Annotated in this window: 23 protein-coding genes and 1 tRNA gene; 8 read left to right on the top strand and 16 right to left on the bottom strand. The window is 62.3% G+C overall.

The window, feature by feature from the left end:
• The first annotated feature begins 36 nt into the window (after positions 1-36).
• From JKL46_RS09755 to JKL46_RS09745, 3 genes are all read left to right on the top strand, one after another.
• A complete protein-coding gene (locus JKL46_RS09755) occupies positions 37-1,044 on the top strand; it encodes an HAD family hydrolase (protein WP_201832444.1) in 1,008 nt (335 codons plus the stop codon).
• 57 nt (positions 1,045-1,101) lie between these two features.
• The gene (locus JKL46_RS09750) at positions 1,102-2,730 is read left to right on the top strand and encodes an arylsulfatase (RefSeq protein ID WP_201832341.1); all 1,629 of its coding nucleotides are present in this window, start codon (positions 1,102-1,104) and stop codon (positions 2,728-2,730) included.
• 193 nt (positions 2,731-2,923) lie between these two features.
• Positions 2,924-3,925, top strand: a complete 1,002-nt coding sequence (locus JKL46_RS09745; protein ID WP_246529226.1) for a SphA family protein — start codon at positions 2,924-2,926, stop codon at positions 3,923-3,925.
• Between the two features lie 304 nt (positions 3,926-4,229).
• Here the strand turns inward: JKL46_RS09745 and JKL46_RS09740 are convergent, their stop codons facing one another.
• The 8 genes from JKL46_RS09740 to JKL46_RS09705 are packed head-to-tail and all read right to left on the bottom strand — an operon-like array spanning position 4,230 to position 10,761.
• Positions 4,230-5,225 carry a formylglycine-generating enzyme family protein gene (locus JKL46_RS09740; RefSeq protein ID WP_246529225.1) on the bottom strand — a complete coding sequence of 332 codons (996 nt, stop codon included), beginning with the start codon at positions 5,223-5,225 and terminating at the stop codon, positions 4,230-4,232.
• Entirely contained in the window at positions 5,222-5,890 is a 669-nt protein-coding gene (locus tag JKL46_RS09735) for a hypothetical protein (protein ID WP_201832339.1), read from the bottom strand. Before JKL46_RS09735 ends, JKL46_RS09740 begins: the two co-directional genes overlap by 4 nt.
• A 4-nt stretch (positions 5,891-5,894) precedes the next feature.
• Positions 5,895-6,833 (bottom strand): VWA domain-containing protein, encoded by a 939-nt coding sequence (locus JKL46_RS09730; RefSeq protein WP_201832338.1) that lies wholly within the window; start codon positions 6,831-6,833, stop codon positions 5,895-5,897.
• The gene (locus JKL46_RS09725; RefSeq protein ID WP_201832336.1) at positions 6,830-7,837 is read right to left on the bottom strand and encodes a VWA domain-containing protein; all 1,008 of its coding nucleotides are present in this window, start codon (positions 7,835-7,837) and stop codon (positions 6,830-6,832) included. Before JKL46_RS09725 ends, JKL46_RS09730 begins: the two co-directional genes overlap by 4 nt.
• Position 7,838: 1 nt before the next feature.
• Complete coding sequence (locus tag JKL46_RS09720; protein WP_201832334.1) at positions 7,839-8,303, bottom strand: DUF4381 domain-containing protein; 465 nt, start codon at positions 8,301-8,303, stop codon at positions 7,839-7,841.
• Entirely contained in the window at positions 8,300-9,283 is a 984-nt protein-coding gene (locus JKL46_RS09715) for a DUF58 domain-containing protein (protein WP_201832333.1), read from the bottom strand. The genes JKL46_RS09720 and JKL46_RS09715 overlap by 4 nt, the downstream gene beginning before the upstream one ends.
• A gap of 18 nt (positions 9,284-9,301) precedes the next feature.
• The gene (locus JKL46_RS09710; RefSeq protein ID WP_201832440.1) at positions 9,302-10,321 is read right to left on the bottom strand and encodes an AAA family ATPase; all 1,020 of its coding nucleotides are present in this window, start codon (positions 10,319-10,321) and stop codon (positions 9,302-9,304) included.
• Positions 10,321-10,761 (bottom strand): hypothetical protein, encoded by a 441-nt coding sequence (locus JKL46_RS09705; protein WP_201832328.1) that lies wholly within the window; start codon positions 10,759-10,761, stop codon positions 10,321-10,323. Before JKL46_RS09705 ends, JKL46_RS09710 begins: the two co-directional genes overlap by 1 nt.
• Before the next feature lie 334 nt (positions 10,762-11,095).
• Between JKL46_RS09705 and JKL46_RS09700 the strand changes: the two genes are divergently transcribed.
• From JKL46_RS09700 to JKL46_RS09690, 3 genes are all read left to right on the top strand, one after another.
• Positions 11,096-12,085, top strand: coding sequence for a Bug family tripartite tricarboxylate transporter substrate binding protein (locus JKL46_RS09700; RefSeq protein ID WP_425493250.1), 990 nt, complete (start codon positions 11,096-11,098; stop codon positions 12,083-12,085).
• Positions 12,086-12,312: 227 nt separating this feature from the next.
• On the top strand, positions 12,313-12,609 hold the full coding sequence (locus JKL46_RS09695; protein WP_201832326.1) for a hypothetical protein: 297 nt from the start codon (positions 12,313-12,315) through the stop codon (positions 12,607-12,609).
• 243 nt (positions 12,610-12,852) lie between these two features.
• Complete coding sequence (locus JKL46_RS09690; RefSeq protein ID WP_201832323.1) at positions 12,853-14,229, top strand: M10 family metallopeptidase C-terminal domain-containing protein; 1,377 nt, start codon at positions 12,853-12,855, stop codon at positions 14,227-14,229.
• 320 nt (positions 14,230-14,549) lie between these two features.
• Here the strand turns inward: JKL46_RS09690 and JKL46_RS09685 are convergent, their stop codons facing one another.
• From JKL46_RS09685 to JKL46_RS09675, 3 genes are all read right to left on the bottom strand, one after another.
• Complete coding sequence (locus JKL46_RS09685; RefSeq protein WP_201832321.1) at positions 14,550-15,893, bottom strand: FG-GAP-like repeat-containing protein; 1,344 nt, start codon at positions 15,891-15,893, stop codon at positions 14,550-14,552.
• Between the two features lie 562 nt (positions 15,894-16,455).
• Positions 16,456-17,439, bottom strand: coding sequence for a Bug family tripartite tricarboxylate transporter substrate binding protein (locus tag JKL46_RS09680; protein WP_201832312.1), 984 nt, complete (start codon positions 17,437-17,439; stop codon positions 16,456-16,458).
• Positions 17,440-18,433: 994 nt separating this feature from the next.
• Positions 18,434-18,507, bottom strand: a tRNA-Gln gene (locus tag JKL46_RS09675).
• Positions 18,508-18,890: 383 nt separating this feature from the next.
• Between JKL46_RS09675 and JKL46_RS09670 the strand changes: the two genes are divergently transcribed.
• Positions 18,891-19,445 carry a calcium-binding protein gene (locus JKL46_RS09670; RefSeq protein ID WP_201832310.1) on the top strand — a complete coding sequence of 185 codons (555 nt, stop codon included), beginning with the start codon at positions 18,891-18,893 and terminating at the stop codon, positions 19,443-19,445.
• Between the two features lie 180 nt (positions 19,446-19,625).
• Here the strand turns inward: JKL46_RS09670 and ruvX are convergent, their stop codons facing one another.
• From ruvX to JKL46_RS09645, 5 genes are all read right to left on the bottom strand, one after another.
• Positions 19,626-20,186: a Holliday junction resolvase RuvX gene (gene ruvX, locus JKL46_RS09665; protein ID WP_201832309.1), complete on the bottom strand. Its 561-nt coding sequence runs from the start codon at positions 20,184-20,186 to the stop codon at positions 19,626-19,628.
• 314 nt (positions 20,187-20,500) lie between these two features.
• Positions 20,501-21,637 (bottom strand): ABC transporter ATP-binding protein, encoded by a 1,137-nt coding sequence (locus JKL46_RS09660; RefSeq protein WP_201832308.1) that lies wholly within the window; start codon positions 21,635-21,637, stop codon positions 20,501-20,503.
• Positions 21,638-21,653: 16 nt separating this feature from the next.
• On the bottom strand, positions 21,654-22,478 hold the full coding sequence (locus JKL46_RS09655; protein ID WP_201832307.1) for a carbohydrate ABC transporter permease: 825 nt from the start codon (positions 22,476-22,478) through the stop codon (positions 21,654-21,656).
• On the bottom strand, positions 22,475-23,446 hold the full coding sequence (locus JKL46_RS09650) for a carbohydrate ABC transporter permease (protein WP_425493249.1): 972 nt from the start codon (positions 23,444-23,446) through the stop codon (positions 22,475-22,477). The genes JKL46_RS09655 and JKL46_RS09650 overlap by 4 nt, the downstream gene beginning before the upstream one ends.
• A 2-nt stretch (positions 23,447-23,448) precedes the next feature.
• Entirely contained in the window at positions 23,449-24,714 is a 1,266-nt protein-coding gene (locus JKL46_RS09645) for an ABC transporter substrate-binding protein (protein WP_201832303.1), read from the bottom strand.
• 130 nt (positions 24,715-24,844) lie between these two features.
• Here JKL46_RS09645 and JKL46_RS09640 point away from each other — a divergent pair, with 130 nt between their 5' ends.
• On the top strand, positions 24,845-25,546 hold the full coding sequence (locus tag JKL46_RS09640; protein WP_201832302.1) for a metal-dependent hydrolase: 702 nt from the start codon (positions 24,845-24,847) through the stop codon (positions 25,544-25,546).
• Positions 25,547-25,618: the final 72 nt, after the last annotated feature.

The following is a 25,618-nucleotide window of genomic DNA, read 5'->3' as shown; positions in this document are numbered from 1 at the left end:
ATGCAGCGTCGTACAGCCCTTTCGGAGGACCTCGCCATGAATGGTATCGCCCGTCGAACGCGGCGCGGATTCATCGCCGCTGCCGCCTTCCTTGCCCTGGCATTCACGGCGAGTGTGCCGCAGGCGCAGACCGATCCTCTTCCGTCGTGGAACGACGGCGGTGCCAAATCCTCCATCACCGCTTTCGTCGAACGAGTGACGCGACAGGGCGGGCCGGATTTCGTGCCGGTCGAGGAGCGCATCGCCACCTTCGACAATGACGGCACGCTGTGGATTGAGCAGCCGATGTACGTGCAGGCGGCGTTCGTGCTCGATCGCGCCAAGGTGCTCGCTCAATCCAACCCGGAACTGGCGAACAGGCAACCCTTCAAGGCGATCCTGACGTCTGACCACGCTGCGCTCGCCGCTCTGGGCGAACAAGGCCTCACCGAACTCGTGATCTCGACCCATAGCGGCATGACCACGGCCGCATTCGACAAGATGGTGAGCGACTGGCTCGAAACCGCGCGGCATCCGCGCTTCAACCGGCCCTACACGGATCTCGTCTACCAGCCGATGATCGAGCTGCTGGCCTATCTGCGCGCCAACGGGTTCAAGACCTTCATCGTCTCCGGCGGCGGCGTCGAGTTCATGCGTCCCTGGACGGAGAAGGCCTACGGCATCCCGCCCGAGCAGGTGGTCGGCTCGAGCGGCAAGACCGCGTACCGTCTCGAAGGCGATACGCCGGTGATCGAAAAACTTCCGAGCGTCGAGTTCGTGGACGACGGGCCGGGCAAGCCTGTCGGCATCAACCGCTTCATCGGGCGCCGCCCTGTCTTCGCGGCCGGCAATTCGGACGGCGACCTGCAGATGCTGCAATGGACGACGCTGAATACGGGTCCGCGCTTCGCCCTCATCGTCCACCACACCGACGCGGAGCGCGAATACGCCTACGACCGGCAATCGCATGTCGGAAAGCTCGACAAGGCTCTCGACGAGGCACCGAAGCGCGGATGGCTCGTCGTCGACATGAAGAACGACTGGAAGACGATCTTCAAGCCATGACTAAGAACAGCCGCCGAGCGGCCATGTCGCATTCCTGAAGCAACGAAGGAGCGGACCATGAGTGATCATCATCGCCGACCGGATGACGAGAAGGATGCCACCAAGACGAGCGTCAATCGGCGCGACCTGCTGCTGTCGGGAACGGCCACCGTGCTCGCCACGGTCGCGGCAACCTCCGCCCAGGCCCAGACCCAGCCGCAGGCCGCACCAGCCCCCGCTTCCGGTCAGAAGCCCAATATCCTGATGATCATGGGCGACGATATCGGCTGGTTCAACCCGAGCATCTATCATCGCGGCATCATGGGCTACCGCACGCCCAACATCGACCGCATCGGCAACGAGGGCGCGTTGTTCACCGATTGGTACGGCGAGCAGAGCTGCACCGCGGGGCGCGCCGCCTTCATCACGGGACAATCGCCGATCCGCACGGGCCTCACCAAGGTCGGCCTGCCAGGCGCCGATATCGGCCTTCGGGCGGAGGATCCCACGGTCGCCGAGCTGCTGAAGCCACTCGGCTATGTCTCGGGCCAGTTCGGCAAGAACCATCTCGGCGACAAGGACGAGTTCCTGCCGACGGCGCACGGCTTCGATGAGTTCTTTGGCAACCTCTATCACCTCAATGCCGAAGAGGAGCCGGAGAACCCCGACTATCCCAAGGATCCGAATTTCCGCCGGCGTTTCGGTCCGCGCGGCGTCATCCGCTCGAGCGCCGACGGCAAGATCGAGGATACGGGGCCGCTGACACGCAAGCGCATGGAGACCATCGACGACGAGACCTGCGCCGCGGCACTCGATTTCATCGATCGCCAGCACCGCGCCAGCAAGCCCTGGTTCTGCTACTTCAACTCGACCCGCATGCACGTCAACACCCATCTGAAGCCCGAATCCGACGGCAAGACAGGCAAGGGCCTCTATCCCGACGGCATGGTCGAACATGACGGCCATGTCGGCCAACTCTTGAAGAAGCTCGACGATCTCGGCGTCACCCAGAACACCATCGTCGTCTACACGACCGATAACGGCGCCGAGGTGATGACGTGGCCGGATGGCGGCAATACGCCGTTCAGAGGCGAGAAGGCGACGAACTGGGAGGGCGGCTACCGAGTGCCGACGCTGATCCGCTGGCCCGGCGTGATCCGTCCCAACACGATCCACAACGAGGTTTTCTCGCACTATGACCTGATTCCAACCTTCTGCGCCGCCGGCGGCGAGCCGGACGTCGTGGCCAAATGCCTGAGAGGCCATCAGGCCAACGGGAAGACCTTCAAGGTGCATCTCGACGGCTACAATCTCATGCCTTTCTTCACGGGGAGCTCAAAGGAATCGCCCAGGCGCGACTTCCTCTACTGGAACGATGACGGCGAACTCGTCGCGATTCGGGTCATGGACTGGAAGGTGGTCTTCAAGGCGCAGGAGAGCACAGGCATCGGCGTCTGGAGGCGCGAGTTCACCAATCTTCGCGCGCCCTTGCTGTTCAATCTGCGGGCGGATCCATTTGAACGTGGCGACGAGTCGATCGAATACGAGAAATGGTTCTTCGACCGGGCCTTCGTGGTGGTGCCGTCGCAAGCCGTTGTGGCCCAGTGGCTGTCGAGTTTCCAGGAATTCCCGATCAGGCAGAAGCCGGCGAGCTTCAATCTCGACGAGGTGATGGCGAAGCTCTCACAGCCGGGAAGCAGTAAATAGGCCGCGCGTGCGGAGCGCCTGGTGGCAGGCGCTCCGCCTTCCCGGAACGCCGGCTGTTCGATGCGTCGAATGAGACATTCTGAGACACTTCGGCAACACATAGGGAGATTGGGACGGAGTAGCAAAAACGCGATTTATCTCGCACATGCATCGCGCCATGCTGCCCTCGGACGATCAGCGTGGGAGCTGCTTCATGAATTGGCGCTCGATGACGACCGCACTGGCTGTGGGCTGCGGCAGCCTTCTGGCAGACGCGGCACTGGCGACGGAAGGTGGCGCCGGTCTCTATGTTCCCGGCTTTCACGGTCCAGGAGCCGGCATCGTTCCGCCGCCGGGCTTCTATTTCGAGAACGACTTCTACACCTATTCCGGCGAGCTCAGCGGCGGGCGCCAGATCCAGATCGGCGGCGCCGTGCTGGCGAACGTGAAGGTCGAGGTGCGGGCCGATTTTCTGACGGGAACCTGGGTCACGCCGGCCGAGATCTTCGGCGGCAGCCTGGCCTTCGGTTTGAGCCTGCCCTTCGGCGTTCCCCGGGTCAGCGCAGGCGCGGTGATCGCGGCGCCGCGCCTCGGCCGGGTTTTCGCCTTCAGCAGCCGGGATGCCACCTTCAACATGGGCGATCCGATCGCGACGGCAATCGTCGGCTGGCACTCGGGAAATTTCCACTGGAACGTCAGCGGCTCGGTCAACATCCCGTCCGGAACGTATCAGGAGGGCGAACTCTCCAACATGTCGTTCAACCGCTGGATCGGCGACATCTCCGGCTCCATGACCTGGCTCAACACCGATTTGGGCATCGATATCTCCGGCACGGCCGGATTTGAATTCAACGGCGAGAATCCCGATACCGACTACGACAGCGGCAATGCATTCCACCTGGATGTTTCCATCAGCAAATACCTGACCAAGGAACTCTCGATTGGGCTGCTTGGCGGCTATTACGACCAGCTCTCCGGCGACAGCGGCGCGGGCAATCGCATCGGGCCGTTCAAGGGGCGGGTGGCCGCCGTCGGCGGCACCGTCGGCTACGACTTCACCGTTGCCGGCACGCCGGTGACGACGCGCATCAAGGTTTTGCGCGAGGTCGATGTGGAGAACCGCCCCGAAGGGACCATCGGCCTGTTCACGGTGGCCTTCCCCTTAGGCGTAAGCGCCCCGCCTGAGCCGGTGCGTCCGGTTGTCGCGAAATACTGAAGTGCTCACCGCGCTGCACCGACCGGCCGCATGAACGCGCCCCCATGTGCGGCAAGGCACAGAGACCCTCCGCCTCCTGCTGCATGATGATCCAGAGGGGCGGGCGTGATTCCTGATTCCAACGGTCTCCCAGCCTGCTGATGACTGCAGCCGCCGGCATATGGGCGGGGGCCGGGTTTCACTCGGCCAAGAGGACGCGACGGATACAGGTTATGAGACAGGTTACGGACGGCTCAGACAACAGAAGCTCATTTTGGGCCACTGCCACGGCGGTGCTCGCAATTACCGTTGCGCTCGGCGCGCTCTACCTGCCACTCGTGCTCTGACGGTCTCCCTCGCCGATGTCGCGCCGCACGCACCGAAATCCGATGTGGCTCGTCGACGTGTCGATCGGATGCGGGTGGCGGGCAGCCGGGCGGTAGCGGCGGCAGTAATTGGGCGCGCAGAGATGTGAGCCGCCCTTCACGACCTTCCGCGGAATCCTGATCTCCGGCTGGCGCGGATCGTAGCTGCTCCCCTCGCGCCCGCCGCGCGGGTTCTCGGGGATGCAGCAAGCCTTCGGCGCATCCTCCGGGTGCTTCGGCGCGTACCAGTCGTTCGTCCATTCCCAGACATTGCCGATCATGTCCGACAGGCCATAGCCGTTCGGCGGGAATGTGCCGACGGGCGACGTGCGCTCGTAGCCGTCGAGCATGGTGTTCTGGAATGGGAACTGCCCCTGCCATGTATTCGCCATCTGCCGGTCGCCGGGCGCGAATTCGTCGCCCCAGGCGAACTCGGTTCCCTCGAGCCCGCCGCGCGCGGCGAATTCCCACTCGGCCTCGGAGGGCAGGTCCTTTCCGGCCCAGCGCGCATAGGCGAGGGCGTCGGTGTAGCTGACATGAACGACGGGATGATCTTCCAGCCCCTTGAGATTGCCGTTCGGTCCGTAAGGCCGCTTCCACGTGACGCCGAAGGCGAAGGTCCACCACTGGCTCCAGTCGCGCAGATCGACGGGATGGGGCGGCGGCGTGAAGAGCAGGGAGCCGGCGCGCAGCATCTCGCGCTTGGCGCCGGGATAATCCTTCGCATCGGGGACGATCTCGGCGGTGGTGACGTGGCCCGTTGCCAGAACGAAAGCCTTGAACTGGCGGTTCGTCACCGGCGTCGCATCCATCCAGAACCCGTCGACAGTGACGCGATGAACGGGCGCCTCCTCGGGATAGTGATGGTTCGACCCCATGGCGAACGTGCCTCCGGGGATCCAGACCATGCCGCTGCCGGTCGTCGATGGTTTGGGGGAAACGACGGAATGCTTCATGGGCGGGGCACCGCGTTGGGAGATGATTGGTTCTGGAGCTGGTAGGCGAATTTCGAGCGCAGGAAATCGGCAGGCCTCGTCTGGACGCCGCGCAGCCATAGCGCCCGCACGGCCGCGTCGGACATCGGCTCGCCGCCGGCCACCTGATCGTCCTTGCCCTCGCCCTTCGGCTTGCTCGCATCGAAGACGACCTCGTCCGGCTTCGAGTCCGTGTCGCCCATGTCGCCGCCGGTCGTCTTCATGCGCTCGGCGCGCAGCTTCGCCAGATTCCGGTTGGCCTCCGCCTCCGCCCAGCCCGGGCGAAATTCGAGCGCGACGTCGTAGCGACCGACTGCGTTGTCATACTGGCCGAGCATCACGAGTGCGTTGCCCTGATCGTAGGCCGCCTCCGCCGTCTCGATGGCCGCCAAGGCCTGCGCCGCATCCTTGAAATCGCCTGCCCGGAACAGGGCGACACCGCGCCATAGGGGATCCGCGAAGGCATCCGCGGCCTCTTTGTAGCGCTCCTGGCGCATGTCCCAGGCGCCGCGCTGATCGGGTGTCAGCAGCATGTTCCGCCAGCCGGTCAGGAAGCCGAGCACGATGAGCGCGACCGCCACGGCGCAGGCGATTGCCGCATAGGCGTGGCGGGCCAGGAGCGAGAAGAGGCGATGGATCTGGTGCATGGCGTCAGCCCCCCAAGACCCAGCCGCGCCGGAACCAGGCGAGGGCGAGGAGGGCGATCAGCGGCGTCAGCCAATAGCCCGCCTCCTGCCAGCGCTCGCCTTCTCCCGCGACATCGCTCACGACCGTCGCGCGGTCGAGCCGTGCGGCGACGCTTTCCACATCGGTTCGGTCGGGCGTCATCGAAACGAGCGTGGCGTCCATCGCGGAAGCCGCCGATTGCAGGCTCGCCTCGGCGTCGAGACGGGAGGGCGGAACCGCGGTCCACAGGGTGGTCTCGAACCGAACGGGGTCATGTGCGGCATTCTGCAGAAGCGCCACCTGTTCCGGTGCAACGCTGTCCGCCATGACGAGGATCGAACCGCCCTTGCCGGCATCGCGCAGTACGCCCGCGGCGAGGCGAACGGCCTGCGCCAGGCTGTCGCCCGGCACGGGCATGATTTCGGGTGACAGGGCCTGGGCCATGGCGACCACCACATCCTTGTCCGGTGTCGGCGGCAGGACAAGGTGGACCGATCCGGCGTAGGCGACAAGCCCCGTCGAAGCGCCTTCCCGCGCGGCGAGGAGATCGGAGAGCTTCTGCACTGAGCGCACGAGGCGGCTCGGCGCCAGATCTTCCGTCTTCATGGACGGTGCCACCTTGACGACGACCATCGCCGGCGGTCGCGCATCGGCAAAGGGGGAGGGCTCTCGCGTCCAGGTCGGCCCGGCGACCGCGAGAATGCCGAGGCCCCAGGCCAGCAGAAGCACGTCGTGCGGCATGAAGCGGGCCTTGCCGTCGCCGCCGATGGTCAGCGCACGAAGGATCGCGGGATCGATCACGCTCGCCCATCGGGCGCCCGCGTCGGATCGGCGCCGAAGATGCCACCACAGGAAGGCCGCCGGCAGGAGCAGCACCAGCCACCAGGGACGCAGGAAGTGAAAGGAGGCGAGAGCGCTGCTCATGAGAGAGCCTCCTGGCGCGGGGATGCCGGCGCCGAGCGCCGGCCGCGCAGGAGGATGACAGCTGCCGCGCCCATGCCGAGAAGGAGAGCGGCGGCGAGCGGCATCCAATAGAGGTCTCGCTTCGGCCGATAGGAGATCGTCTCGATGCGCCGCGTCTCGATCTCGTCGAGGCGGCGGTAGATGCCTTCGAGCTGTTCGCGGTCGAGCGCGCGGTAGAAGCCGCCGCCGGTTCGCTCCGCCACGTCCCTGAGGGCGGCCTCGTCGAGCTTCTCCTCGCCGGCGGCGGTCGGATCGCCGATGGCGATCGTGTGGATGACGATGCCGCGATCCTTGGCGATGCCGGCCGCCTCGCCCGGCGGCACCTTGCTCGCCGTGTCGTTGCCGTCGGTCAGCGCGATCATCGTTTTCGTCTTCACTGTCGATGAATCGAAGAGGGAGATGCCGAGCCCGATGGCGTCGCCGAACGCGGTGCGCGGACCCGCCATGCCGACGGCGGTGTCCTGCACGAGCTGTCGCGTCAATGTCAGGTCGGTGGTGAACGGCACCAGCGTGAACGGCGCATCGCCGAAAACCACCACGCCGATCCGGTCGCCCTGGCGACGCGCCACGAAATCGTCGAGCACCGCTTTCAGCGCCGTGAGCCGGTCGATTGTCTGGCCCTGCGCGTTCACGAAGTCCTTCGTATCCATGGATGCGGAGAGGTCGACCAGCAGCAGCATGTCGCGGGTGGGCAGGTCGCGATGGAGCGGTGGTTCGATCCATTGCGGCCGCATCAGCGCCGCAAGCGACAGCACCCAGCAGAGGATGAGGATCACCATGCGGCCCGCACCTCTGCGGGCCGTGATCGTGCCGCTCTCAGGCACCTGTCCGGTGAGGGACACGAGCGTTCCGAAGAAGGGCACGCGTATGCCGGCGCGGGGTTGCGCATGCGGCGGCACGAACCGGTCAACGAGCCAGGGCAGGGGGAGCAGCAGCGCGAGCCAGGGATAGGCGAAGGTGAGCATGCTACTCACCCTGAGCGCGATGTTTGCGCAACCATCGCCGCGCATCCGCGACGGCCCTGTCGAGGTCTCCGGACGTCGGGCCGGTGCGCTTTGAATAGGCGAGGCTCGGGAGAAGCCGGGCGGGGCCGGAGGTGAAGACGCTCGTGCCGCCCGTCCGGTCGAGGAAAGCCAGAAACGCATTGCCGCTTAAGGAAGCGACAGCCTCGCGCCCATAGGCGACCATCGCCGCCCGCTTGAGCAGCGGCATGATGCCGGTCATGTCGGTCAGGCCATCGAGCTCGCGGATGGCCTCGCGCCGATAGGCATTGGCCTTGTACCGTCGGAAGGCATGAAAGGATGCCACGAGGATGGTCGCGAGCAGGCCGAGCAGAAGGATCCACAGGCCTGGCGCCAGCGGCCACCATGGGATCGTCGATGGAAGAACGATGTCGCGCAGGTTGGCGAGGTCGGCCGGATCGCCGTTCATGAGGGTGGCGCCTCGCGAACGGAATGCGCGACCTTGCGGCCGAGCAATTCGCGCAGCTGATCGATAGGGTCGAGATCCGCCCTGATCGGCAGCACCGGAATCGAGCGCTTGCGCGAAAACTTTTCGATCTGGGCGCGCCGCTCCTCGAACGCTTGCGCGAAGTCGCGCCTCAGTCCCGATGAGTTCGTATCGACCTCGATCTGCCCCTCCGCCTCGGCCACGACCGCCGGGCCGATCTGCGGGAGGCCCGCCTCGATCGGGTCGTAGATGAAGATGCTCAGCACGTCGTTATGGGCGGTGATGGTCGTGATGCGCTCCACGGTCTCGTCGTCGGCCCCGGCCGCATCCGTGATCAGGCAGAGAAGGCCATCATGCTTCAGAAAGGCGGCGGCATGCTGAAGCGCTGTGTTGAACGCCGCCGGCCGCGAGGCCGCGCGGATGTTGTCCGGCAGTTTGCGGTTCGCGCGCACGACCGCATCGATCACGGCCAGTGCTCCCGCGTCGCGCGCCTGCGGCTTCACCGTCTCGACGGCCTCATCCGAGAACACGACGGCGCCGATCCGGTCGCCGAGCGATGTCACGCGCCAGGCAGAAGCCGCCGCGACCTCGGCGGCGACCACCGATTTCGTCGCGCGCCGGCTGCCGAAGAACATCGACAGGCGCTGGTCGACGAGCAGGACGACGGCCCGGTCGCGTTCCTCGGTATAGACGCGGATGAACGGGTCACGCAGGCGCGCGGTTGCGTTCCAGTCGATGGTGCGGGTGTCGTCGCCGGGATAATAGGGGCGCAGCTCCTCGAAGTTCAGGCCGCGCCCGCGAAGCCGCGAGGCATGGCGCCCGGTGAGAATGCTGTGCACGGGCTGGCGCGGCAGGAAGCTGAAGCCCCTTGCCTTGTGGCGCAGGCGGGCGAGTTCATCCGTCGTCACCGTTATCCGGCCCTGGCCATCGGTGGGGGAGCGCGCGGTTTCAATTGGGGCCAACCGTCACCTCCTGCCTCGTCACGCGGCGACGGCCACCTGACGGATGATCTCGTCGATCACATCGTCGACCCTGATGCCGTCGGCGGTCGCCTCATAGCTCAAGGTGATGCGATGGCGCAGGCAGTCATGGGCGATGGCCTGCACATCCTCCGGCACCACATAGTCGCGTCCCTGAAGCCAGGCCTGCACCCGTGACGTCCGGTCGAGGGCGAGCGAGCCGCGCGGGCTGGCGCCGATGGCGATCCATTGCTTGAGCTTGTCCCCATATTCCGACGGACGGCGTGTCGCCGCGATCAGGCCGACCATGTAGGTCTCGATGGCGTCAGTGGAGGTGATGCGGTCGATCTCCTTGCGCGCATCGAAGATCGCCTGCTGCGGAATCTTCGGCGGCGCAGCGGTGGTGCTCCCGCCCGCGTTCTCCTCGCGCACGAGGCGCAGCACCTTCACCTCGTCGGCATCGCTCGGATAGTCGATATGAACATGCATCAGGAAGCGGTCCATCTGCGCTTCCGGCAGGGGGTAGGTGCCTTCCTGCTCGATAGGATTTTCGGTGGCCAGCACCATGAACAGGTCGGGCAGCTTGTAGCGCTTGCCGGCCACCGTCACCTGCCGCTCCTCCATGGCCTCGAGCAGGGCGGACTGGACTTTCGCCGGAGCGCGGTTGATTTCGTCGGCGAGAACGAGATTGCCGAAGACCGGACCTTGCCGGAATTCGAACGTGCCGCCGCCCTGTCCGTCGCTGCGATAGATCTCGCCGCCCGTCACGTCGGAGGGCAGGAGATCGGGCGTGAACTGGATGCGGCTGAAATCCGCCTCGAGATTCTGAGCGAGGCTCTTGATCGCCCGGGTTTTGGCGAGGCCGGGCAGGCCCTCGATCAGCACGTTGCCGTTGGCAAGGAGGGCGATGATGAGCCGCTCGACGACCCGTTCCTGCCCGATGACCGCCTGGTTCACCCGCGTTTGAAGATCGAGAACGGCCTCACGCGCCGGGAGGGCCGGTCTGGCGCTGTTATCGGAATCGGCGCGATAGGCGCCCATCACGGACAGGCGTCCCAGAAGCCCTGCGTCCGCTGCGTGTTCGTATAATACCAGCAATAGCCGGGCGCAGGCGCCGGCGTCCTGACATAGGCGGTGGCTGCAGCCGCGGTCACGAAACCGACGGCTGCTCCTGCTGCCACGGCCGCGCCGGGACGCCACCAATAATTCGGTGGCCGGACCCATGGACCGACGGGCCGGACGGGCACCGGGCCGACGGGGCGATAGGCTGGACGCCCGACCGCGACGCCTCGACCGGCAACGACCCCGCCACGCGGACCGCGGGCGACGAAGCCGCCCCGGCGATATTGTACCGTCTCGATGGGAGCAAGATTCGTGTCGGCAAGGACACCGATTCCGGGGAGCGGCCCTGCCTGCGCAGGCAGCGACAGCAGCGTTGGAACGGCAAGAAGAAAGGCTGCGCCAAAAGTGGCGATCTTCATGACGGAGCTCCCTCTGGTTTCGAGGCGGTGAGCCGTTGAAGAATGGCTCAAGAAAATCCGTTCTTTGCAAACGAGAGCTTAGACGGACCGTTCGAAATCAAAAATCGGGGAAACACCTGAGACGGGCGGGGTAAACCACTGAGGTGGAGGTGTGCCGGGAAATCGGCGACCTTGGCGGCGCCATCGATCCCTGGCGCGCTCGCGACCGGCCGATCGATCAAGCAGAGTTCAACACCGCACAGGTTCCTGTGTCATGGACATCGCTCTCCTGGCGGCTATGTGAGAGCCAAGCGCGGCACCCTTTCTGCCTATCGCTCAACATGGAGAAAAGATCGTGATCAAAGCAACCCGACGCCGGACCCTCCTCGCCGGTGGCGCCATTCTGGCCGGGGCAGTCCTGGGCCTTGCGCCAGCCTCGGCCCAGACCTATCCCAGCCGTCCGATCACCATGGTCGTGCCCTTCGCCGCCGGCGGCTCCACCGATGTGGTCGCCCGCATCATCGCTCAGAAGATGTCCGAAGGCCTCGGGCAGTCGGTCATCATCGAGAACGTCGCGGGAGCCGGCGGCAGCACGGGCGCGGCCCGTGTCGCCAAGGCCGAGCCCGACGGCTACACGATCCTGATGGGAACCGTCGCGACGCATGCGCTCAACCCGCTGATGCTCAAGCGCAAGCCCTATGACGCGTTGACGGATTTCGCTCCCGTGTCGCTGCTGGTGATCGTGCCCAACGTGCTGGTGGTCAATCCCAGCCTGCCGGTGAAGACGGTGCCGGAATTGATCGCGCTGCTGAAGGCCGATCCGGCCAAGTACAATTACGCGTCCTCCGGCGTCGGCACGCCCCTGCATCTCTCCGGCGAACTCTTCAAGAGCATGGCCAAGGTGTCGATGCAGCACATCGCCTATCGCGGTGCAGGGCCTGCGCTCAACGATGTGGTGGCGGGCCAGGTGCCGATCATGTTCGACAATCTGCCCTCGGCCTCCGAGTTCATCCGGGCGGGCACGCTGCGCGGCATCGCAGTGACGACCAAGGAGCGTGCGCCGTCCTTCCCGGACATGCCGACCATCGCCGAGGGCGGACTTGCCGGCTATGAGACCTATACCTGGAATGCCCTGTTCGCGCCGCCGAACACTCCGAAGGCAGTCATCGATCGGCTGAACGCCGAGGCCCTCAAGGCCGTGAAGGACCCGGCCGTGCAGGAGCGGCTCAAGACCTTCAGCGCCACCGTGGTCGGCTCGACGCCGGAGGCCCTCGGCGAGCACGTCAAGACCGAGATCGCCAAGTGGACACCCGTGGTGAAGGAGGCGGGGGTTCAGATCGACTGACCTCATTTCCTGGATCTAGCGGATCTTCCGGCGAGTGCTCCTCGCCGGAAGATGCAAAAAAGCTTTGCTTTGCCGTCGGCGTCCTGAGATGTCTAAAGCATCGGACTCAAAAGTGGATTCCACTTTTGGGGTCTATCCGATGTCTCTTCTCTTGGCTTGCGCATTGTTGGGCGCGGCCCTCCGGGTCCGCACGATGCGCGAGGTATGTTCTCTTGGGAGCCTGAAACATGCGCAATGTGGCGATCGCTGCAGTTCTGACAATCGGATTGACCGGCCAGGTGACGGCCCAAACCACCCCGGCGCCGGCAAACGGCGCCGTGACGGGAAGCCGGACGGAAATGCGAGAACTCATCGAGGCGACGCAGGCGATCGCAAAAGCATCCCGCGAGAACGTCGACCACGCCCGCGTCGTCCCGGATCTCCTCTATCAGATTCTGGCGAAGCTCGACAAAATCGAGACCAAGCTCGACAAGGTCGAGACGACCCTCAAAGAGACCCAGGCAGCTGCTGCCAGAAGGCGTTGAGTTGCGGCCCCGCCGCGGACCGATGCCTTATCCGAAATAGCCAGTATCTCGCTCTTGTAAGGCGAAGGCTGTCGGCTAAGCTATTCTTCCATCTGTAGTCGTATTTATATAGATTTGCAAGTACAGGTGTGGGCAGTGATAGCCGTCGCGTCGCGATGCGATATGCGCGGCAGGCAAAGCTCACAGCGTCAATAATCCAATTGAATCGAATGCTTTTTGCGAAACCTCGCTGGAGGCAGTTCAATGGCTTACCCAACTTGGCAATTGTTCCCCTACACCGCCGATGCCGCCGTCGACGCCATCACGAACGGCAGCTATTGGGTCATGGACGGGACGAGGACGCTCACTTGGGGCGTGTCGCATGGTTTTCAGGGAGAGACTTGGGCGGATCCAACCGCGATCGCGCAGGTTGCGTATGAAGTCCTGAACACATTCTCGCAATACGCCAACATTGGATTCAGGTTCAATGGATATTACGCAGATCCTTCGGCTTCATACTACTCGGGCTCAGATCTCAACATTTCTCTGAGCGGAAGTTCGGCAATCTTCTCCGACCCGTCGGGCTGGGCCATCGGCGGATTCCCTTCCACACAAATGGAGATGCATACCGGCGGTGCCGGAGACGTCTTTCTCAATGTCAACAGCGAGGCCGTGAGGCTTCCTTCCTACGCTGCGGGTTCGCAAGGTTGGTTTTTGCTGTTGCATGAATTCGGGCATGCCCTTGGTCTGAAGCACACGCATGACGGTGGCGGTACCGGGCGTCCGACATTGCAGTACCTGGGTATTCCGAACTGGGACAAAGACTGGTTCTCGGTGATGTCCTACGAGGATGATTATCAATTGAATTTCACCGAATTCGACCCGGCGACGCCGATGGCGCTCGATGTCATCGGACTCCAGGCATTGTATGGCATCAATCGCAGAACGAATGCAGGAGACTCGACCTACAACCTTTCGGTCGACAGCCTTTATCAGACCATATGGGACGCAGGTGGCCGCGATACGGTAACTGCCCAGGGCTCATCCGAAGGTTGGCGCATCGTGCTGCCATATTGGCAGTTCTCCAACATTGTCACCGAGAAGTTCGGCTGGGCTCTGCCTGTCGCGGATGTCGGCACTTCGTCCCCGCGAACCATGGTTTGGCTCGAAGGTAACATGGAGTATGTGCGGGGCAGTAACTTTGCCGACGAAATCTTCGGAAACCAGCTTTCGAATACCCTGCGCGGATATGACGGCGACGACTATATCAACGGTGGGGCGGGCAACGATGTCCTTTACGGAGGCGCAGGGATGGATCTATTCGTGTTTCACACGAAGCCGAGCAAGAGCGCCAACAGAGACCGGATCTCCGACTTCAATGTCCATGACGATGCGATTTGGCTGGACAATGCCATGTTCAAGAAGCTCGGCAGTGCAGGGGACAGTTCAGATCCGGCGCAGTTGAAGAGTGGGCATTTTCGCCTCACCAAGGCCCGCGATTCCAACGATTACATCATCTACAACAAGAAAACGGGCGTGCTGTCGTATGACGTCGACGGCTCGGGCTCCAAAGCCGCGGTGGAGTTTGCCCTGGTATCGAAGAACCTCAACCTGACCTACAAAGACCTTTTCGTCGTTTAACGATTTTTACTCCGCAGAGATGTTCGTTCGCTAGGCCCTCCCAGTCATGGCAGGCGCCACCCGGTTTGTCTGAAACGCGATTGTACAGGCGTAGAGTTCATCCAGAACCCTGGGCTCGGATTTTGGTCGAGGCAACTGCAGACACCTTCAAGCTTCTGCCCGGTCGTTAAAAATTTCGCCGGACTGCTGGAACTTTCGTGAATGCCGTCTGGGGAGCCAGCTATAGAGTCGTCTAACCACATTAGGGCACGGCAATCGCACCATGCCCTAACGTGTGTGCTTTTTGATGCGCGGGACGTTTGTGCCCGTTTGGCGCGGTCTTATACCATGAAGTCATATTGGTTGAGGAACACAGCCACGCCGTTGCTGCCATAAGCGGCGACTAAGAGGTCCAATTTTCCGTCGCCATTGAGATCGCCTAGGTCGGACTCCCATGGAAGCATTCCAGAAGCGTGTGTCTCATGCAAATTGAACGTCCCGTCGCCATTGCCGAGAAGTACAGAGATGTTGTTGCTTCCCTGATTGGTCACAGCGAGATCAGCCACACCATCGCCGTTCACGTCTCCAATCGAGGCTGAGCTGGGAAAGTCCCCGACTGTGTAGGCCGTCCTTGGTTGAAATGTGCCATCCCCATTATTGAGCAGAATGGACACGGTATCAGCATCCTGGTCGATCGAAACAACATCGGCAACGCCGTCGCCATTGAGATCCCCGATGGCGAGGTTCGATGATCTTGCACCAGCTGCATAATCGACATGAGTCTGGAAGGTGCCATCACCGTTACCAATCAGAATGGAAATGCTGTTCCCAAAAAGATTGCTGGCAGCGATGTCGAGGTCACCATCGCCATTCAAATCGGCAAGCTCCACCTCATTTGGGACAGACCCTGCAGCGTAAGTTGTGCCCGAGTTCAGGGTGCCATCTCCATTGCCAAGCAGTACTATCACACCACCGTGCTCATTTGCGACGACGACATCTGCTTTTTGATCATTGTTCAAGTCGCCAGCCGCGAGCCCGTTAGATCCGGATCCGGCAGCATATGACCCTCCAAACAGGAAAGTGCCATCTCCTACTCCAAGCAAAACAGCAACTTGGCCGCCGTTTGACTGCTGGGAAGCCGCAAGGTCCAAATGACCGTCACCGTTGAAGTCGGCAATAACAACATCATCGCCAGCAGCGGCAGGGTATTGGGTGCTAGCTTGAAAAGTGCCGTTCCCGTTGCCGAGTGAGACTGACGCTCCTGCACCGGTTGAGGCAACAAAGTCCATTTTTCCGTCGCCATTAAGGTCGGCGATATGAACGTCAGTCGGACCGCCGCCTGTCCCGTAGATGTCCAGTACATTCTGCACACCGATTTGGAAGCTCTGCGACGCAGTGGTTTTTCCATCCGTCGCACTGACAGTGATGGTGTGACTCTGCGCAACCTCGTAGTCGAGCAGGGCACCATTGGCCACTTTGACGACCCCAGTAGAAGGATCGATGGCGAATGCACCTGAAGCACTATTCGTCAGGCTGTAAGTGATCGGACCCTTGGCGTTTTTGAGTGTCCCCAGGACGGTGAGACCCACCTCCGTGCCGGTTGCAGATCCCTCGGGAACTATATTGTCGTTCACGTTACTGTCGGAAATCAGTAATTTATCCGGTTTTTCTTTATCTTTTGCCATCGTTTCCTCCTTTTCGTGCATAAGGAACGATCTATCAGAGGAGTTATTATTTTAAGCTCCAGTATTATAGATGACAAAAAAAGTACTTTTGGCAGATTGACGACGTATATGTCAGCCAAATCTGTTATATTTCTGCTTCAAAAGGGGTAGTACGGAGTTGATTAACTGGCAAAGCGTGATTAATTGCGAGGGTGGATAATAATCGCGCACGTTAATCTAGGCAAATTATTTATAATAGGAATCTTATGATAAAATTGCTGTCGCCAGCTGAGCAGAGGGGCGGTTTAGGCTTGAACACTTAAGATAGGCACAAACCTTCGCAAGGCGGCAAATATCCTTGTGGTGGCACCCGCTTATCTGCCTGCCGGCATGATTGGAGGGTAACTTGCCGGCATTCGGCGACGAGAGCATCGGAATTGACTCAATAGTGGACCCGCTTTTGGGGCAATTCCGATGCTCCCTTTTCTTGGCTGGCGCATCGCGCGACCCTCTGGGGCCGCGCGATGCGCTGTAGAGATTGCATACGCGAGAGGCTCTGTCCTGTGAGACTTTCGGCGCCGGCTCATTCAACCTTGATGTTGGCGCCTCGGATGACCTCACCCCACTTCGTCACGTCAGCGGCATGGATCTGACGCAGAGCCTGCGGCGAGCGCTGGCTCTCCGGTGGCGGCTCGGCACCGAGCTGCAGGAACTTCTCGCGCGACGCCGGATCTGTGATGGCCTTTTGCAAAGCAGCGTTCAGCTTCTCGACAATCTCAGGCGGGGTTCCTTTGGGCGCAAACAGTGCGTTCCACACCACCATGTCGATGCCGCTCATGCCGGCTTCGCTTGCCGTAGGCACATCGGGCAGGACAGGAGAGCGCGTCGGCGCGAGCACGGCAAGCGGCTTGACCGTCTTGGCCTGGACCTGGGACATCAAGCTCGTGACCTGGTCGCAGAGATAGCCGACCTGCCCTGAGACGACATCCGTCAAGGCCGGTCCAGTGCCGCGATAGGGGACGAGAGTGACCGACGCGCCGGCACGGTTGTTGAGAAGCAGGCAGGCAAGATGAGAGGTGGAGCCGACACCGGCATTGCCGTTGGTTAGCTTAGCCGGGTTCTCCTTCATGTAGTCGGTGAATTCCGAGAGCTTGGTGGCGGGAATCGTATTGTTGGTGACGAGCATGATCGGCGCCGAGGCGGCGATGCCGATCGGCTCGAAATCGGTGAGCGGATTGAAGGCGAGTTTTGGATAGAGGGCTGGCGAAAAGCTCATCGTGCTCATCGGCCCGACCAAGAGGGTGTGGCCATCCGGTTCCGCCTTGGCGACACGCGCCGCGCCGATCGTTCCGGCTACACCGGCGACATTCTCGATCACCACCTGCTGCCCGAGCGTGCGTGACATATGATCAGCGACGATACGGCCGACAATGTCTGTCGGTCCTCCTGCTGCGAAGGGCACGACCATGGTGATGTAGCGGCTGGGGAAGCTCTGTTGCGCGAGAGCCTGGAAGCTGCCGACCGTTAGCAGAGTTGCGGACGCGAGCGCAATTTTCCACGTGGACATGATTCCTCCTCGAATTCATTGCGTATTTTTTCGGGAGGGTAGCGAGCGGGCGTTTTCGCGTCAAATACCGAAGTCTTTGAATTCCTGTGAGGCATCTCACAGATCGGTCCTTGCGAAGTAGGCAAGAGTGACCGTTCGCCGTCGGAGAACATCCTCGGCGGAAGCGAGCAGCCTTACTGGAAAGGACGTCTCATGAACGGCTACAACATACCCTACGATTCGAGCGGCAAAGAATCGCCCGCGATTGCTGTGGGAGAACCTAATCCGGGAGAACCCATACCCGTGGAACCGAACGGCGGACCGGGCGGTGATGTGGGTCCGCTATACGGCGACAACCCGTTGTCACACCTGTTGGAGGATTTGTCATCCTGGTTCCCTCGCGACGGTGGCCACGGCAGCGGCGAACCTCCGTTTTGTGGAACGCCCCCCGGTTCGGGTGAGGGTCCCGTCATCGTTCCCGCCTACGGCGAAGTCCCCCCTGGCCCCAACGAACCTCTGGACTTCTGGTAACCCAGCCCAGAGCGTCGCGGGTCAGGCCAGATGATCTAAGCGGTTACAGGCGTCCTCAGGCTTCTGCATGGCGGACACCGTCAGTAAAAAGAAAGCGCCCCTCGAAAGAGTGGGCGCTTTTAGGATCCGACCGTAGGGGCAGAAACGGTTTCGGTCTTCATCCCGTAATCGATTCAGCGATCCCCATCTGTCATCGATCCGACAGTTCTCCAATCTCTCGTCTGCGTTCAGACGTCGCATTCGATCCGCTAAGCTCGGAGATGGCAGTGTCGTGGGAGGTCAGGGGGAGAGTTACGGCTAGACGCTGATCTTTAGGTCAAGGTGGTCATTCGTGACGCGGGTAAGCAACTTGAGTGCGGCGTTGGCATCAGCTGTCCGCGCGATAGGTCGAGGCATTGGAGAGATACCGAATCCGCAACGGAATAGCACAGTTACGACCTAGCCGTTCTAAATGCGCAAATCAGAATTTCATAATGAAATCAAATGGCTGGGGGACCTGGATTCGAACCAAGACTAGCGGAGTCAGAGTCCGCTGTTCTACCATTAAACTATCCCCCACTAAGCCAATGAAATCCTTCGCCTATTCAGATTGATTCAATCCGGGGCGGGAATTCGGGGCCGGCGTCGCGGTTGGCGCTGAGATAGGAGGCTTTTTACGCCTCGTCAAGCCTTGAAATGGAGGGCCAGCTGCGAGTTTCGCCCCGGGCTCCAGCAGGTTTTGCCGGTTCGGCTAAGCTTTCTTGCCTGGAAAAGTCTCCCATGTGCGTGGCCACACTTCTGAAAGATCGGGAATCGAAGAGGCTCGGCACCGTGAGAAATTGATCTCCTCGACAAATAAGTAGAGGTTGGTCATTACAGCGTTGCATTTCGAATGGGCGGATTCTATTGCAGATTCGGGCAGCGCTTACTTTGTGTCAGGCGAAATATCGGGGAATGCGTCAATGGCTACTATCAAGGCCAATAAGGATGGTCTCGCAGTCGGGAAATCCGGCAACGATACCGTTTTGGGGGACAGCCGCGCTAACGTCCTGCTCGGTGGGGGCGGCAACGATACCCTCCGCGGGCGGGGCGCCACGGATGCCATCGACGGTGGGATCGGCAACGACAAGCTCTACGGTGACAGCGGTGACGACCTCCTCAGTGGCGGTCTGGGGCGGGACACCCTCATCGGAGGCGCTGGTTCCGACTATTTCGGATTCGACACCAAGCTGTCGAGCAGCAACGTCGATGTGATCGATGATTTCAACGTCAAGGCCGATACGATCGCGCTTTACAAGAAGATCTTCAAGGTTTCCGCCAACCCCAAGGGCGCAATCAAGGAAGGCGCGTTCTGGACCGGTTCCAGCGCTCACGACGCCGATGATCGGCTCATCTACGACAAGGCGACGGGAAGTCTCTATTACGATCCCGATGGGACGGGAGCGAAAGCGGCCGTGCAATTCGCTCAGCTCGATGCGAACCTGAATCTCACTCACAAGGACTTCATTATTTTCTAGCGCATCGTGCAGACCCAGAGGGCCGCGTCAGCGAAAAGTGGACCCGGTTTTCTGCGTTCAACGATGCGCTCTCTTTAGAGTGGAGCAACGGATTGGATCCCAAAAGTGGGTCCACTTTTGGGTCCTATGCTCTAGTTCGCGGCAGCGCCGAATCCGTGAGGAACGTGGCCGAACCTTGCATCACTCATCCAATGCGCCGCCTCCCGGCGGCGTATCCATGTCGAGCTCGGCGCGCAGGTCTGCCTCGTCCTGAGCGTCTTGCGCGTCGGCGGCGATGCGTTCGTAGCGGTCGAGGGCACCTTGCAGGATGTAGGCTGCGGCCATCTTGTCGACGGCGTCGGCCCGCTTGGCGCGCGAGGCATCCGCATCGAGGAGAGTGCGGGTCACCACCATGGTCGACATGCGCTCGTCCCAGTATAAGACGGGCAGAGGCAGCAACGGTTTCAGGTTGCGCACGAACGCACGGGTCGCCTGCGAGCGCGGGCCTTCAGTGCCGTCCATGTTGAGGGGCAGGCCGAAGACGAGGCCGCCGACCTCATAGCGCGCGACGAGGTCCTTGATGCGCTCGACATCGGGCGTGAATTTCACCCGCTTGATCGTCTCGAGCGGCGTCGCGATCCGCCGCTCCACGTCGGACAGGGCAAGGCCGATGGTCTTGGTGCCGAGATCGAGACCCATGAGACGCGCGCGCGGCGCCAGCCCGTCGATGAACCCGACCAGTTCGTCGTCCCGCGAGATCATGGGCGGCCTCCTCGTTCTGCCGGCTTACAGCCAGTATAGAGGAAGTGGAGCGGCGTCGAGACGGGAGTTCGAGGTCTTCTCTACCTCCCTCGCCGTCATCACTTCCCGTTCATGCCCTCCGCCGCCGTCATCCCCGGACTTGGTCCGGGGACCCACGTCTTGGCAGCATTGCGGTTCCCAAAACGTGGGTGGCCGGAGCAAGTCCGGGGATGACGTATGAGGGTGTCACCCTGGCGAGGGAAGGAGATCCATGGCGCGGAGGGGCAAATAGATTCCCTTCCCCTCCGCTGCGCTTCGGCCGGGATGATACTGCTTTATGATGTTGCGCTGGCGAGACCGGGAGAGGATAGGGGCGGACTTGCCGTGCCGGTTCGAGACGGCAACACCTCGCCCGAGCTACGGAACAGGTGGCAAGACTCCCGGGCGAGGTCGAGGGTGACGGTCGAGCCAACCATGTGCCGCGCATCGCCCGGCTCGCGGATTGTCAGGCGACGGCCGCCGCCAACATCGACATAAAGAAGGTGGTTCTCGCCCAGCTCTTCCACCAGTTCGACCCGGCCGGTGAGTGTACCCTCCGGCCCGATCCGGACATGGTCCGGCCGGACGCCGAGGGTGACAGAATCGCCGGGCCTGATGCCGTCGGGCAGTGCCGGAACGGCGAGGGTGCCGCCGCTCGGAAGGTCGACCAGCACCTCATCGGGTCCCGTTCCGGCGACCCGGCATTCGATGAAATTCATCTGCGGCGAGCCGATGAAGCCGGCGACGAAGAGATTGGCCGGGCGGTGATAGAGTTCGAGCGGCGTGCCCACCTGCTCGATGCGGCCGCCGTTGAGCACCACGATCCGGTCGGCGAGCGTCATCGCCTCGACCTGGTCGTGCGTCACGTAGATCATCGTTGCGCGCGTGTCGGTGTGCAGCTTGGCGATCTCGATGCGTGTCTGCACGCGCAAAGCCGCATCGAGGTTGGAGAGCGGCTCGTCGAAGAGAAATACTTTTGGATCGCGCACGATGGCGCGGCCGATGGCGACGCGCTGGCGCTGGCCGCCGGAGAGCTGGCGCGGCTTGCGGTCGAGGAGTTGCTCGATCTGCAGCATGCGCGCGGCCTCGCGCACCTTGGCGTCGATCTCAGGCTTCGAGGATTTCGCCAGCTCCAGGCCGAAGGCCATGTTGTCGTAGACGTTCATGTGCGGATAGAGAGCGTAGGATTGGAACACCATCGCGATGCCGCGCTTTGCCGGCACCAGGTCGTTCACGCGCTCATTGCCGATGAAGAGATCGCCCGCCGTGATGTCCTCGAGTCCGGCGATCAGGCGCAGCAGGGTGGACTTCCCGCAGCCGGAAGGCCCGACGAAGACCACGAATTCGCCATCGCGGATGTCCAGATCGACTCCGTGGATGACCTTCATCCGGCCGAAGGATTTTTGGACGTTCTTGAGGACGACATCAGCCATTGCAGAACACCCTGGACTATCCTTTCACGGCACCGGCCGTGAGGCCGGCCACGATCTTGCGCTGGAACACGAGCACCAGGGCGATGATCGGAATGGTGACGATGACGGAACCGGCCATGATCGTGCCCCAGGGCAGCTCATAGGCCGTCGAGCCGCTCATCAGCGCGATCGCCGGCGGCACGGTGCGCCGCTCGTTTGTGAGCGTGAAGGTCAGCGCGAAGAGAAACTCGTTCCACGAGACGATGAAGGCGAGAAGCCCCGTGGTCACGGCAGCCGGCGCCATCAGCGGCAGGAACACGCGCCGCACGACGATCCAGGGTGTCGCGCCGTCGACGAAGGCCGCCTCCTCGATCTCCTTCGGCAGCTCACGCATGAAGGTGGTGAGCACCCACACCGTGAAGGGCAGGGTCAGCATGAGATTGGCGAGGATGAGGCCGGGCAGGGTGTTGTAGAGGCCGAAGGCGCGGATCAGCTCGAACATGCCCGAGAGGACCGCGACCTGCGGAAACATCGAGACGGCGAGGATGGTCATGAGCAAAAGCGAGCGGCCGCGAAAGGCGATGCGCCCGAAGGCGTAGGCCGCCGTGATGCCGAGCGCGAGGGAGATGGCGACCACGCAGCCTGACACGATAATCGAGTTCAGGATGTTCCAGCCGAAGGGCTGGCGCTCGAAGACGGCGAAATAATTCGAGAGATCGAAGCTTTCCGGCAGATAGGCCACGGAGAACAGGGCGCTCCCGGAGCGGAACGAGGAGATGATCGCGTAATAGAACGGGAACAGCGCGAAGACGGCGATGACGATCACGAGGAGCCAGAAGCCGATGCGGGCGAGGATCGTCATCGGGGATCCTCTCCGAGCCGTACGCGTCCGGCGGCGAGCGTGATGACGACGAGCAGCGCAATGATCAGGAAGATCAGCGTCGAGGCGGCGGAGCCCAAACCCACCTCCTGGAAATCGACGAGCTGCTGGCGCGCATAGACCGACATGGAGGCCGTGTCTTTCGAGTTCGAGGTCAGGACGTAGATGAGATCGAACACCCGTAAGGCATCGAGGGAACGGAAGATCACCGCGACCAGCAGAGCCGGCTTGATCAGCGGCAGGGTCACGCGGAAGAAGACGCGGACCGGCGAGACGCCGTCGACTTTTGCCGCCTCGTAGATATCCTGCGGAAGCATCTGGAGAGCCGCCAGGATGAGGAGCGCCATGAAGGAGGTATGTTTCCAGACATCCACCATCACGGCGGTCCACAGGGCCGTGTCCGGATTGGCCGTCCAGGTGATCGGCGCCGCGATCAGGCCGATGCGCAGAAGCATGTCGTTGATCACGCCGAACTGGTCGTGCAGCATCCAGTTCCACATCTTGGCGGAGACGATGGTCGGGATCGCCCAGGGGATGAGGATGATGGCGCGCATGAGACCGCGGCCGGGAAACGCCGCGTTGAGGATCAGCGCCACGACGATGCCGAGCATCGTCTCGATGGATACCGAGACGAGGGTGAACCACACGGTGTTCCACACCGAGCGCCACCAGTCGGGCTCCGTCAGCACGCCGAACCACTCGTCGTCATATTTGGCGAGATAGTTCTCGAAGCCGATGATCTTGTAGTCGCTCAAGTCGTTGAGATTGGCGTCGGTGAAACTGAACCAGATCGTCCTCAGCAACGGCCAGCCTGCGATCAGCGCAAGTACGATCAGGCTCGGCGCGATGAAAGCCCAAGCCGCCCGGATGCGCGAGCGTGTCAGCGAGGAGCGCTTTCCCCGTGCGGTTGTCCGCACGGGGATTTCAGCCTCGGCGACGGCGCCGCTCATGATCATTGCCAGCCGTTGCGCTTGATCCGCTTCAGGTCACGGTCGAGGCGGTTCAACGCCTGCGCAGGCTCGGCGCGCTTGGAAAGGGCCTGATGCACCGCGTTGAAGAACTCGGTCGAGACCTTGTTGTAGTTCTGGCCCGTCACGGTGGCGGGGCGGGCCACCGCATTGCTGAACACGTCGACCAGATCGCCGATGAAGGGGTTCGCCTTGGCGATGTCGGCATCGCCGTAGAGCGTGACGATGGTCGGATTGAAGGATCCTTGCACCGCGCGGCGCTTCTGCTCGGATTCGCTCGTCAGGTACAGGACGAGATCAGTCGCCGCCGCCGCGTTCTTGGAATATTTCGACACGGCGAGGAGCTGGCCGCCGAGCGTGCCCGCGTGGCGCCCGTCGGCGCCGCCCTTGGGCAGCGGCGCGATGCCGACCTTGTCCTTGATCGTGCTGTCGGGGCCTTGCGCAAGCGCCCAGGCATAGGGCCAGTTGCGCATGAAGAGGGCATTGCCCGCCTGGAAGACGCCGCGCGCTTCCTCTTCGGTGTAGTTGAGCACGCCTTCCGGCGTGATCGTGCCGACCCAGCCGGTGGCCGTCTTCAGCGCCTCGATGGCCTTCGGGTTCTCGATGGTGACCTCGCCCTTTTCATCGACGATGGTGCCGCCGTTGTTGGAAGCGATCCATTCGAGGGCATTGGTGGTCAGGCCCTCATAGGCGCGGCCCTGCCAGGTATAGCCCCAGAACTCGTTCCTGCCCTCCTTGCGCTCGCCCTCCTGAACGAGGCGCGCGGTCTCGGTGAGGTCCGCCCAGGTCTGCGGCACGGGGCGCTTGTATTTGTCCAAAAGGTCCTTGCGGTAATAGAGCAGACCCGCATCGGCGAACCACGGCACGGCCATGAGTTTGCCATCGACCCGGCTGGTCTCGACCATGGCGGGGAGATGGTCGCCGATGATGTTCTGCGCCTTCGAGGTCAGGTCGAGCAGATGATTGCCGAGGGTGCCGGTCCAGACCACGTCGATCTGAAACACGTCGATGTCGCCGGCACCTGCCGCGAGCAATTGTTGATACAGGGCGAGGCGCTCGGTGGCGGAATTGGGTGTCGAGACGATCTTGACCGTGTTGCCGGTGCGCTGTGCCCAGGCATCGACGCCCTGCTTGCAGATCTCGTATTCCTTGCCGAGAGCGCTGCACGAGATCGAAATCTCGACGGCGAATGCGCTGGTGGATGCAAGGATTCCGGCGGCCGCGGCGAAGCTGGCGATGAGGCGGGACATGACTCTCCTCCTGCAGGCTTGAGTTTTATGGCTTAGCTTCTAAAAGCCGCAATGAGCGTTTTGTTCCTGTGAAACGTGGTCCGGGGCCGCTTGTGCCCCATCTGATGTTGCCGAAAACGAGGGTGCTCTCATGAAAATCACATGGTTCGGTCATTCCGCCTTCCGGCTCGATTTCGCCGGCAAGGCCGTGCTCATCGATCCGTTCTTCACCGGCAATCCAGCCTTCGAGGGCGACAAGGCGAAGATTTCGGAGGGCATCTCGCACATCCTGCTCACCCACGGCCACGGCGATCATGTGGGTGATACCGTCGACATCGCGAAGAAGACGGGCGCCAAGGTGGTCACGAATTTCGAGCTCTGCATGCATCTGTCCAAGCAGGGCGTTCAGAATATCGATCCCATGAACACGGGCGGCACCACGGACCAGGACGGCTTCACGGTCACCCTCGTGCGGGCGGACCATTCCGCCGGCCTCGTGGAAATGGACGTGAACTATCCTCTCGGCAACGCCAACGGCATTATCGTGAAGGCGCCGGGCGAGCCGACGATCTACCACATGGGCGACACGGATATTTTTGGCGATATGGCCCTGATCGCCGAGATCCATAAGCCGGACGTGGTGATCGTCCCCATCGGCGACCGCTTCACCATGGGTCCCGAGGTCGCGGCGCTCGCCGTCGAGCGCTATTTCGGCGGCGCCAGGGCCGCCATCCCCTGCCACTATGCCTCCTTCCCGCCGCTGGTGCCCAACGCCGACCGCTTCGTCGCGGCGCTCGACGGCAAGGGCGTCCAGGTGGTGGTGCCGCACAAGACGGTGGGCGTGACGGTTTGATAATAATCCCCCACGTCATCACCGGCCTTGTGCCGGTGATCCCGATGCGGTCGAGCGCTGTGCCTTTCAGGA

The sequence above is a fragment of the Microvirga zambiensis WSM3693 genome, assembly GCF_016735695.1.
Taxonomy (GTDB): domain Bacteria; phylum Pseudomonadota; class Alphaproteobacteria; order Rhizobiales; family Beijerinckiaceae; genus Microvirga; species Microvirga zambiensis.
Note: the sequence above shows the minus strand (reverse complement) of the source record. Positions and strands in the feature narration are given on the sequence as shown.

Coding starts and splice junctions, on each gene's coding strand:
- JKL46_RS09755 (WP_201832444.1), top strand. CDS start 37: ATGAATGGTATCGCCCGTCGAACGCGGCGCGGATTCATCGCCGCTGCC.
- JKL46_RS09750 (WP_201832341.1), top strand. CDS start 1,102: ATGAGTGATCATCATCGCCGACCGGATGACGAGAAGGATGCCACCAAG.
- JKL46_RS09745 (WP_246529226.1), top strand. CDS start 2,924: ATGAATTGGCGCTCGATGACGACCGCACTGGCTGTGGGCTGCGGCAGC.
- JKL46_RS09740 (WP_246529225.1), bottom strand. CDS start 5,225: ATGAAGCATTCCGTCGTTTCCCCCAAACCATCGACGACCGGCAGCGGC.
- JKL46_RS09735 (WP_201832339.1), bottom strand. CDS start 5,890: ATGCACCAGATCCATCGCCTCTTCTCGCTCCTGGCCCGCCACGCCTAT.
- JKL46_RS09730 (WP_201832338.1), bottom strand. CDS start 6,833: ATGAGCAGCGCTCTCGCCTCCTTTCACTTCCTGCGTCCCTGGTGGCTG.
- JKL46_RS09725 (WP_201832336.1), bottom strand. CDS start 7,837: ATGCTCACCTTCGCCTATCCCTGGCTCGCGCTGCTGCTCCCCCTGCCC.
- JKL46_RS09720 (WP_201832334.1), bottom strand. CDS start 8,303: ATGAACGGCGATCCGGCCGACCTCGCCAACCTGCGCGACATCGTTCTT.
- JKL46_RS09710 (WP_201832440.1), bottom strand. CDS start 10,321: ATGGGCGCCTATCGCGCCGATTCCGATAACAGCGCCAGACCGGCCCTC.
- JKL46_RS09705 (WP_201832328.1), bottom strand. CDS start 10,761: ATGAAGATCGCCACTTTTGGCGCAGCCTTTCTTCTTGCCGTTCCAACG.
- JKL46_RS09695 (WP_201832326.1), top strand. CDS start 12,313: ATGCGCAATGTGGCGATCGCTGCAGTTCTGACAATCGGATTGACCGGC.
- JKL46_RS09690 (WP_201832323.1), top strand. CDS start 12,853: ATGGCTTACCCAACTTGGCAATTGTTCCCCTACACCGCCGATGCCGCC.
- JKL46_RS09685 (WP_201832321.1), bottom strand. CDS start 15,893: ATGGCAAAAGATAAAGAAAAACCGGATAAATTACTGATTTCCGACAGT.
- JKL46_RS09680 (WP_201832312.1), bottom strand. CDS start 17,439: ATGTCCACGTGGAAAATTGCGCTCGCGTCCGCAACTCTGCTAACGGTC.
- JKL46_RS09670 (WP_201832310.1), top strand. CDS start 18,891: ATGGCTACTATCAAGGCCAATAAGGATGGTCTCGCAGTCGGGAAATCC.
- ruvX (WP_201832309.1), bottom strand. CDS start 20,186: ATGATCTCGCGGGACGACGAACTGGTCGGGTTCATCGACGGGCTGGCG.
- JKL46_RS09660 (WP_201832308.1), bottom strand. CDS start 21,637: ATGGCTGATGTCGTCCTCAAGAACGTCCAAAAATCCTTCGGCCGGATG.
- JKL46_RS09655 (WP_201832307.1), bottom strand. CDS start 22,478: ATGACGATCCTCGCCCGCATCGGCTTCTGGCTCCTCGTGATCGTCATC.
- JKL46_RS09650 (WP_425493249.1), bottom strand. CDS start 23,446: ATGAGCGGCGCCGTCGCCGAGGCTGAAATCCCCGTGCGGACAACCGCA.
- JKL46_RS09645 (WP_201832303.1), bottom strand. CDS start 24,714: ATGTCCCGCCTCATCGCCAGCTTCGCCGCGGCCGCCGGAATCCTTGCA.
- JKL46_RS09640 (WP_201832302.1), top strand. CDS start 24,845: ATGAAAATCACATGGTTCGGTCATTCCGCCTTCCGGCTCGATTTCGCC.